Annotated in this window: 7 protein-coding genes and 1 pseudogene; 5 read left to right on the top strand and 3 right to left on the bottom strand. The window is 73.5% G+C overall.

Features of this window, described 5'->3' with window-relative positions; genetic code table 11:
* The 5 genes and pseudogenes from HET64_RS32365 to HET64_RS32345 all read left to right on the top strand — a co-directional run.
* Positions 1–442: pseudogene (locus tag HET64_RS32365) on the top strand (hypothetical protein); the annotation flags it as partial.
* A gap of 82 nt (positions 443–524) precedes the next feature.
* Positions 525–1,148 carry a PadR family transcriptional regulator gene (locus tag HET64_RS32360; protein ID WP_215110715.1) on the top strand — a complete coding sequence of 208 codons (624 nt, stop codon included), beginning with the start codon at positions 525–527 and terminating at the stop codon, positions 1,146–1,148.
* 110 nt (positions 1,149–1,258) lie between these two features.
* Positions 1,259–2,041: an ABC transporter ATP-binding protein gene (locus tag HET64_RS32355; RefSeq protein ID WP_215110714.1), complete on the top strand. Its 783-nt coding sequence runs from the start codon at positions 1,259–1,261 to the stop codon at positions 2,039–2,041.
* Positions 2,038–4,893, top strand: a complete 2,856-nt coding sequence (locus HET64_RS32350) for an FtsX-like permease family protein (protein ID WP_215110713.1) — start codon at positions 2,038–2,040, stop codon at positions 4,891–4,893. Before HET64_RS32355 ends, HET64_RS32350 begins: the two co-directional genes overlap by 4 nt.
* A gap of 110 nt (positions 4,894–5,003) precedes the next feature.
* A complete protein-coding gene (locus HET64_RS32345; RefSeq protein WP_026290403.1) occupies positions 5,004–5,552 on the top strand; it encodes a bacterial proteasome activator family protein in 549 nt (182 codons plus the stop codon).
* 155 nt (positions 5,553–5,707) lie between these two features.
* Here the strand turns inward: HET64_RS32345 and HET64_RS32340 are convergent, their stop codons facing one another.
* The 3 genes from HET64_RS32340 to HET64_RS32330 all read right to left on the bottom strand — a co-directional run.
* Positions 5,708–6,700: an NAD(P)H-quinone oxidoreductase gene (locus tag HET64_RS32340; protein WP_215110712.1), complete on the bottom strand. Its 993-nt coding sequence runs from the start codon at positions 6,698–6,700 to the stop codon at positions 5,708–5,710.
* A gap of 31 nt (positions 6,701–6,731) precedes the next feature.
* Positions 6,732–7,868, bottom strand: a complete 1,137-nt coding sequence (locus tag HET64_RS32335) for a TrkA family potassium uptake protein (protein ID WP_215110711.1) — start codon at positions 7,866–7,868, stop codon at positions 6,732–6,734.
* Positions 7,826–9,172 (bottom strand): molybdopterin molybdotransferase MoeA (locus tag HET64_RS32330; protein ID WP_215110710.1); only part of this gene is annotated, 1,347 nt, incomplete at its 5' end. The genes HET64_RS32335 and HET64_RS32330, both read right to left, overlap by 43 nt.

The following is a 9,172-nucleotide window of genomic DNA, read 5'->3' as shown; positions in this document are numbered from 1 at the left end:
GTCGGGAACCGGCCCGGCCCCGTCCTCCCCGTCAGCGACCGGGCACGGCGCGCAGGCCCCCGCCGGGCCCGGGTCCGACTCGCCGGACTCCGCCTCCTCCCCTTCCGCTTCCCCCGACGTATCCGGCTCGACCGCCCCGCTGGCCGGGCGCGAGGCCGGGGCGGGCAAGGCGCGTCCCGGACGTTCGCTGACGCCGCTGGAGCTGGCGCGGGCCGAGGAGCCGGTGCCGGAGGACGAGCCCGGAACGGACCTCGCAGAACCGGTTGACCTGCCCGCTTCCACCCCGCCGCCCAGCGCCTTCACCGATCCGGGGCCCCGGTCCGGACAGGCTCTGGACGCCGCGTCCGTGCGCCGGGTGCAGCAGGTCTCGCTCGGTACGGGCATCGCGCTGGTCGGGCTGGGGCTCGGCTTCCTCGCGTTCCGTATGCGTCGGGCGAACTGAGCGTCGCGACCCCGGGCCGCGCTGCCCCGAACCGTGCCGACGGGACTTGCCAGGACGAACATACTCGGTATACATACTCAGTATGTCCATTCGCCACGGCCTGCTGGCCCTGCTGGAGCGGGGCCCGCGATACGGGTCCCAGCTCCGCACCGAGTTCGAGTCGCGCACCGGCTCCACCTGGCCCCTGAACGTCGGGCAGGTCTACACGACGCTCAGCCGCCTGGAGCGCGACGGCATGGTCGTCCAGGAAGGCTCGGACGACGCCGGGCACGACCTCTACGCGATCACCGACGACGGCCGCACCGAGCTGCGCAGCTGGTTCGAGACGCCCGTGGACCGCACCAGTCCGCCCCGCGACGAACTGGCCATCAAGCTCGCCATGGCCGTGGGCGCGCCCGGCGTCGACATCCGCGACGTCATCCAGTCCCAGCGCCACCACACGCTCAAGGCGATGCAGGACTACACCCGCCTCAAGGCCCAGGCCCTGGCCGACGTCCCGGCCAACCGGGACGAGGTCGCCTGGCTCCTCGTCGTGGAGCAGCTGATCTTCCAGGCGGAGGCCGAGGCCCGCTGGCTCGACCACTGCGAGTCCCGGCTCGTCCGCCTCGCCGAGGCCGCCGCGACCGAACCCTCCGCCGGGCCCGGCCCCGCGGCCACCCGCGGTCCGGCCCGCTCACTGGCCGGCCGAGCCCGGTCCAGGCGCTGACGCCGACGCCCGCAGCACCGGCGGGCGCCCGTCCCGGCACCGCCGCCCGACTCCGGGGCGCCCGCCGCCCCCACCCGACCCCGTCCGTTCCCAGGGGGGAACCACCCACCATGCCTTCGTCCGCCACACCCCCGCCCCCGCCGTCCTCCGGGACGCCCGGCGGCAGCCCCGTACTCGAACTGCGGGCGCTGACCCGTACCCATGGCTCCGGCATCGCCGAGGTGCACGCCCTGCGCGGGATCCAGCTGACCGTGCACCCGGGCGAACTGGTCGCCGTGATGGGCCCCTCCGGCTCCGGCAAGTCCACCCTGCTGACCCTGGCCGGCGGGCTCGACACCGCCACCAGCGGCCAGGTGGTCATCGAGGGCCAGGACATCGCCGCCCTCGGCCCGAAGGGGATGGCCGCACTGCGCCGCCGCAGCGTCGGATACGTCTTCCAGGACTACAACCTCATCCCCGCCCTGACCGCCGCCGAGAACATCGCGCTGCCCCGCGAACTCGACGGCGTCTCCGTGCGCAAGGCCCGCAAGGAGGCCCTCGCCGCGCTGGCCGAGCTGAAGCTGGAGGAGATCGCCGACCGCTTCCCCGACGAGATGTCCGGCGGCCAGCAGCAGCGCGTCGCCATCGCCCGCGCCCTCGTCGGCGACCGGCGCCTCGTGCTCGCCGACGAGCCGACCGGAGCGCTCGACTCCGAAACCGGCGAGGCCGTCCTCGCCCTGCTGCGCACCCGCTGCGACCAGGGCGCGGCCGGCGTCATGGTGACCCATGAGCCCCGGTACGCGGCCTGGGCCGACCGGGTCGTGTTCCTCCGGGACGGCTCGATCGTCGACCAGACGCTGACCACCGGGGCCGACTCCCTGCTCTCCGCCGGAACCGCCGAGGCCGCCACGTGAACCCGCTCCCCGGCTGGCGCGCCGCCTTCCGCATAGCCCGGCGCGACGCCGCACGGGCCAAGGGCCGCAGCGCCCTGGTCGTCGCGATGATCGCCCTGCCGGTCCTCGGTGTCACCGCGGCCGACCTCACCTACCGCAGCGCCCTGCCCACCAAGGCCGAGGAGCTGACGGGGGAGCTGGGGTCGGCCGACGCCCGGTTCTCGGCCACGGGCCTGGGCCCGATGAAGCTGCAGCAGATGCCCGACGGCGTCAACTGGGGCACCCCCGATGGCGCCCCGGACCCGACCCCCGAGCAGCAGGCGAAGCCGGTCGACGTGCCCGCGGCCTTCCCCGAGGGTTCGCGGTATCTCACCGAGCGGAGCGTGCCCGCGTCGGTGACCACCCGCCACGGCATCGCCGACACCCAGATCACCGAGCTGCGCATCGCCGACCCGATGCTGCGCGGCCGGATCGAGCTGACCGACGGCGCCTACCCCCGGGCCGAGAACGAGATCGCGGCGACCGAGGAGTTCGCCGAGGCGTCCGGGCTGTCCATCGGCGACGACGTCACCGTGCGCGGCCCCGACCAGTCCTACACCCTCACCGGCACGGTCGAACTGCCCGCCGATCTGCGGGCCGACGCCCTGTACGCGCTCCCCGGCGCGGTCATCGCCCCCTGGCAGAAGACCGCCGACGGCGACAAGGACATCCTGCCGCCCCAGGCGACCGACCCTGACTGGCTGGTCGAGGGCCCGCCCGCAGGTGTGACCTGGCAGGACGTCCTCGCCGCCAACGAGAAGGGCGTGGTGGTCACGTCGCGCCAGGTCGCCCTGAACCCGCCGCCGGACTCCGAGGTCCCGATGGCGGCCATGATGGGCAACACCTACGACGGGGACGCGGAGCTGACCGCGGCGGCCCTCACGGTGGCCGCCATGGCCGTCCTGGAGATCGTGCTGCTGGCCGGTCCGGCGTTCGCCGTGGGCGCCCGCCGTTCGCGGCGCCAGCTGGGCCTGGTCGGCTCGTGCGGCGGCAGCCGGGGACAGGTCCGGGCCGTGGTGCTCGCGGGCGGCGCGGTGCTCGGCGGGGTCGGCGCGGTGGCCGGCGTCGCCACCGGGTTCGGTCTGACCGCACTGTTCCGGCCGCTGATCGAGGACTTCACGGGCCGCCGCTTCGGCGAGCTGACCGTGCAGCCCTGGGAGATCCTCGGCATCGCCGTGCTCGGCCTGGTCACCGGCGTCCTCGCCGCGCTCGCCCCGGCGATCGTCGCGGGCCGCCAGTCCGTCCTGGAGTCGCTGACCGGCCGGCGCGGCACCCGCCGCAGCTCCCGCGCGCTGCCCGTCATCGGCGCCGTCGCGCTCGCGGCCGGTGTCGCCGTAGCGGTGTACGGCGGTGTCAACGGCAGCACCAACCTCGTCGCCGGCGGATCCGTCCTCGCCGAACTGGGCGTCCTCGGCTGCATCCCGGTGATCGTCGGCTTCCTCGGCCGGCTCGGCCGGAGGCTCCCGCTGACGCCCCGTATCGCCCTGCGCGACGCGGCCCGCAACCGGGGCCGTACCGCACCCGCCGTCGCCGCCGTGATGGCGGCCGTCGCGGGCAGCGTCGCCATCGCCACGTACACCAGCAGCAACGCCGCCGAGCAGGCGTACGACCATGTGCCCAACATGACGCCGGGCACCGCCGCGCTGATGGCCGCCGACGTCGGCGACGACGCCGAACTGCCCCGCTCACGGTCCGCCGTCGAGCAGAACTTCCCGGTCAGCGGCGCCCGCGCCGACATCGGACGGGTATGGGCCGGCAGCGACTGCTCGGTCTACTACGAGGAGGAGAACGGCTGCGGCACCCTCGAATTCGTCAAGCCCACCGGCGAGGGACACTCCTGCCCGTTGAAGGGCAAGGGCGCCAAGGAGCTCGCCCTGCGGATCTCGGCGGACGAGCACAAGCGGCTGATGAACTCCCCGGCCTGCATGGACGAGAACTACACCATGACCGCGTTCGGCACCGGCAGCGACAAGATCGTGGTCGGGGGCGCGGACATGCTCGCCTCGTACGTGAAGCTGGACGACCCGGCGGCGGCGAAGGCCCTGGCGGAGGGCGTTCCCGTCCTGCTGAACCCGGCGTACGCGAAGAACGGCGAGGTCACCCTCAAGGCCGCGCACATCTACAACGACCGCGACAAGAAGATGCGGGCCCTGCACCCCGGAAAGGCCCGTACCAGCACGGACCAGCTGAAGGTGTACGTCGCACCGGACCGCTACGCGGCGACTCCCGGCATCCGGATGATCATGCCGAAGGGCACCGCGGAGCGGCTCGGCCTGCACGTCGAGGACTACGGCAGCTTCTACACGCTCCACCGCGATCCCACGGACGCCGAGAACCAGGCGGCCCACGCGGCGCTGGAGCAGGCGGGGAACCGCGCGTACCTGATGACCGAGAACGAGATGCCGCAGACGGACGACGACACGATCCTGCTGATCCTCGCCCTCTTCGCCGGAGTGGTCACCCTGGGCGCGGCGGCCATCACGACCGGGCTGTCCAAGGCCGACGCGGAGGCCGACCTCACCACGCTCAGCGCGGTGGGCGCGCCCCCGGGTGTACGGCGTTCGCTGTCCGGCTTCCAGTGCCTGGTCGTCGCCCTGACCGGAGTGCTCCTGGGAACGGCGGCGGGGCTCGTGCCCGCGGTGGCCCTGCGGCTGACCGACCTGCGCGCGGCACTCGCGGACATGCGGGAGGACCCGATGGAGTCGGCCTACACGCCGATCGTGATGCCGTGGGAGACCATCGGGCTGCTGGCCCTGGTCGTCCCGGTGCTCGCCGGACTGCTCGCCGCCGGCCTCACCAGCTCCCGGCTGACCCTGACCCGACGCGCGGGGTGAAGGGCGCTTCCGGTGCCGCCGGAAGGCTTTCGGTGCCCCCGAAGACGGTGGATCTTGCGTTCTCGGGGGCACCAACGTGGGGTACGGCACGTGTGCGAGACAATGGCGGCATGGAAATGCCGAGGAATGACCGGTCGCAGGAGCACCCGCAGGTCCTTGTCGTGGGCCAGGACGGAATGGCTATCGGCGGCGGTGCCAGTGACGACGAGTCGCGCGAGGTCCCGGTGACGGAGATGGTGGAACAGCCCGCGAAGGTCATGCGCATCGGCAGCATGATCAAGCAGCTCCTGGAGGAGGTCAGGGCGGCCCCTCTCGACGAGGCGAGCCGGGTCAGGCTCAAGGAGATCCACGCCAGCTCCGTGAAGGAGCTGGAGGACGGCCTGGCGCCCGAGCTGGTCGAGGAGCTGGAGCGGCTGTCCCTGCCGTTCACCGAGGAGTCGGTGCCCTCCGAGGCCGAGCTGCGGATCGCCCAGGCACAGCTCGTGGGCTGGCTGGAGGGCCTGTTCCACGGCATCCAGACCGCGCTGTTCGCCCAGCAGATGGCCGCCCGCGCCCAACTGGAGCAGATGCGCCGCGCCCTGCCGCCCGGCACCGGACACGAGGACGAGGAAGGCGGCGCGGACCCGCACGGCCCGATCCGTTCGGGCCCGTATCTGTAAACCCCGTATCCGCCTCCTGAAGTCCGAGGACCGACCACGAGGGGCCCGGCGCACATCACGGTGTGCGCCGGGCCCCTCGTCGTGCGTGCGGCCCGTTCACGGAGTCAGGTATCCGTTCCACGGGTCAGGTCGTCGTCCGCCTGTCCGTTCACGGTTCAGGCGCCGGCCGACGGCGCGGCCAGCAGCACCTTCCCGATGTGCGCGCTGGACTCCAGCACCCGGTGCGCCTCGGCGGCGTCCGCCATCGGCAGCGCCCGGTCCACCACCGGCCGGACCACCCCGCCCTCGATCAGCGGCCACACGTGCTCGCGTACGGCGGCGACGATGGCGGCCTTCTCGTGGAGCGGGCGGCCCCGCAGGGAGGTCGCGGTGACGGCGGCCCGCTTGGTCAGCAGGGCGCCGAGATTCAGCTCGCCCTTGGCGCCGCCCTGGAGGCCGATGATCGCGAGGCGGCCGTTGACAGCGAGCGCCGTGACGTTCCGGTCCAGGTACTTGGCGCCGATGAGGTCCAGGATGACGTCGGCCCCCGAACCGGCGGTGTTCTCCCGCAGCTCCTCGACGAAGTCCTGCTCGCGGTAGTTGATGAGGATGTCCGCCCCCAGCTCGGCGCACCGGGCGAGCTTCTCCGGGCTGCCGGCCGTGACCGCGACCCGGGCCCCGACCGCCTTCGCCAGCTGGATCGCCATCGTGCCGATGCCGCTGGAGCCGCCGTGCACCAGGAAGGTCTCGCCGGGGCGGAGGTGGGCCACCATGAAGACGTTGGACCACACCGTCGCGGTGACCTCGGGGAGCGCCGCGGCCTCCACCAGGTCGACGCCCTCCGGTACGGGGAGGAGCTGGCCCGCCGGAACGGCGACCTTCTCCGCGTAGCCGCCGCCCGCCAGCAGCGCGCACACGGCGTCGCCGACCGCCCAGCCGGTCACCCCGGGGCCGAGCGCGAGGATCCGGCCGGCGCACTCCAGGCCGGGGTAGGGGGACGCGCCGGGCGGCGGGTTGTAGAAGCCCTGCCGCTGGAGCACGTCCGCACGGTTCACGGCGGAGGCGACGACCTCGACGAGGACCTCGCCGTCACCGGGTACGGGATCGGGCACCTCGGCCCACACGAGCGCCTCGGGGCCGCCGGGTTCGGGAATCGTGATCGCATGCATGGCCGCGAGGCTACTCCGGCGCGGCCCGTGTTCAGGGGCGCGGCGGCATCGAGTTGTTCTGCAAGGGGGTGGAGCTGGGGCTCTTCCGCACGATGGTGATGACCCGGTCGGTCAGCTGCAACGGGCTGGCCGCCGGGTCGTCGTAGCCGAGCAGCCGGTGCCCGCGCAGGACACTGACGACGAGGTCGTCCGTCTCCCGTACGTTCTTGCCCACCTCGGCCTTTATGACCGGCCGTTCCACCAGGTCGAGGCCGCTGCCCTGCTGGATCAGGTCCTCCATCACGGTGCCCGCGCTGGGGCTGAGGACGGAGAGGCCGAGCAGCCGTCCTGCGGCGCTGGCGCTGGTGATGACGGCGTCGGCGCCGGACTGCCGCAGAAGGGGAGCGTTCTCCTCCTCGCGCACCGCCGCCACGATCTTCGCCCCCCGGTTCAGCTGACGCGCGGTCAGGGCCACCAGGACGGCGGTGTCGTCACGCTGGGTGGCGATGATGATCTGACGCGCCTTCTGGAGCTCGGCCCGCAGCAGGACATCACTGCGGGTGGCGTCGCCGAGCACGCCGGTGAACCCTTCGGCGTTGGCGGCCTCGATCACCTTGGAGGCCGGATCGACGACGACGATCTGGTCCTTCCGCAGACCGGTGGTGCAGAGCGTCAGAATCGCCGAGCGGCCCTTCGTACCGAAGCCGACGACGACGGTGTGGTCACGCAAGTTGGATCTCCAACGCTTCAGCCGGAAGTCCTCGCGGGTCCGTTCCGTGAGGACTTCGAGAGTGGTGCCGACCAGGATGATCAGGAAGAGCACGCGCAGCGGTGTCACGAGCACCACGTTGATCAGCCTGGCCCCGTCGCTGTACGGGGTGATGTCCCCGTACCCGGTGGTGGAGAGGGTGACCGTCGCGTAGTAGACCGCGTCGAGCAGATCGACCTTGCCGTCGGCGTTGTCGTTGTAGCCGCCGCGGTCGAGCCAGACGATCAGCACGGTCGCGGCCAGCACGAGCAGCGCCATCAGCAGGCGCTTGCCGACCTGGCGCGCCGGGCCGTCGACGACCCGGCGGGGCAGCATCACCCGGGTCGGCACGACCACTTCTTCGGCTCGCCTGGCCATCGCATCGTGGCCGGGAAGTTTCACGTGAAACACCCTTCCGTCCACGGCGTCGCCGGGGCCCATGGGAGATCCAGAATCTCCACCTCGGTGCCGGACCGTACCCCGCCCGGCTCCACCACGGCCAGTCCGTCCGCCGCGGCGATGCCCCGCAGCATCGCGGGCCCGTTGTAGCGGAGCGGCGCGACGTGGTCCCGGCTGCCCGGCCGGCCCGCGCGGTGGACCACGGGGACGAGGCGGGTGTCGTGCGGATGCCCGTGCACCTCCGCATGGACGAGGGCCCGGTACGCGTCCTGGGCGGGGCGGCCCGCGATCCCCGCGAGCAGCGGCTCCGCGAGCGTCAGCAGGCCTGATACGGCCGCGAGCGGATTGCCGGGCAGCCCGACCAGATAAGGCCCGTCCGGCGGACCCTGGGGCTGCCCCTTCGGCTGTCCCTGCGACTGCCCTTGCGGCGATCCCTCCGGCTGTCCCTGCGACTGCCGCTCCGGCTGTCGCTTCTGCCGTCCGGCAGCCGGCAGCCGTGCCAGCAGCATGGGGTGGCCGGGGCGGACGGCGACCCCGTCCACCAGGAGTTCGGCCCCAAGGGCGTCGAGGACCGGGTGCACATGGTCGACCGGGCCGGAGGCGGTGCCGCCGGTGGTGACGATCAGGTCGGCGTCGGAGGCGCTGAGGGCGTCGCGCAGCGCTTCCGCGTCGTCGCCGAGGCGGCGGGTCCCGGAGACCTCGGCGCCCAGGGCCCGCAGCCAAGGGCCGAGCATGGGGCCGAGGGCGTCCCGGATGAGCCCGTCGTGCGGCAGGCCGGAGGCGAGCAGTTCGTCGCCGAGGACGAGGATGTCGACGCGCGGACGGGGCACGGCGGGCAGCGCGTCGTACCCGGCGGCCGCGGCGAGACCGAGCACGGCCGGGGTCACGACCGTCCCGGCCGGAACGAGCTGCTCCCCCGAGCGGCACTCCTGGCCCCGGGGCCTGATGTCCTGCCCGGCGACCACCGGCCGCCGGGCGTGCAGCAGCCCCTTGGCCTCGTCGGCGTGCGCGTGCTCGCTGCGGATGATCGCCGTGGCGTCGGGCGGGACGCGGGCGCCGGTGGCGATCCGTACGGCGGTGCCGTCGGGCAGTCCGGCGGCCGGGCCGCGTCCGGCGAGGAGTCCCGCCCCTGCCCCGAACGCCCAGGGCCCCGGTCCGGCGACCGCCCAGCCGTCCATGGCCGAGGTGTCGAAGGACGGCAGATCGGTGAGCGCGCCGAGCGGCTCGGCCAGCACATGCCCGAGCGCGCGGTCGAGCGGCAACCGGATCGTCGCGAGCGGCGCGGCCCGCCCGGCCCGCGCCGCGACCGCCCGCGCCCGGTCCCAGGAGAGGGGCGGGTGCTGGGG

It is taken from the genome of Streptomyces sp. McG3 (assembly GCF_018619185.1).
GTDB lineage: Bacteria > Actinomycetota > Actinomycetes > Streptomycetales > Streptomycetaceae > Streptomyces.
Note: the sequence above shows the minus strand (reverse complement) of the source record. Positions and strands in the feature narration are given on the sequence as shown.

What these genes read in the sequence shown, in the direction of transcription:
- HET64_RS32360 (WP_215110715.1), top strand. Translation starts at nt 525, where the DNA reads ATGTCCATTCGCCACGGCCTGCTGGCCCTGCTGGAGCGGGGCCCGCGA.
- HET64_RS32355 (WP_215110714.1), top strand. Translation starts at nt 1,259, where the DNA reads ATGCCTTCGTCCGCCACACCCCCGCCCCCGCCGTCCTCCGGGACGCCC.
- HET64_RS32340 (WP_215110712.1), bottom strand. Translation starts at nt 6,700, where the DNA reads ATGCATGCGATCACGATTCCCGAACCCGGCGGCCCCGAGGCGCTCGTG.
- HET64_RS32335 (WP_215110711.1), bottom strand. Translation starts at nt 7,868, where the DNA reads ATGGGCCCCGGCGACGCCGTGGACGGAAGGGTGTTTCACGTGAAACTT.
- HET64_RS32345 (WP_026290403.1), top strand. Translation starts at nt 5,004, where the DNA reads ATGGAAATGCCGAGGAATGACCGGTCGCAGGAGCACCCGCAGGTCCTT.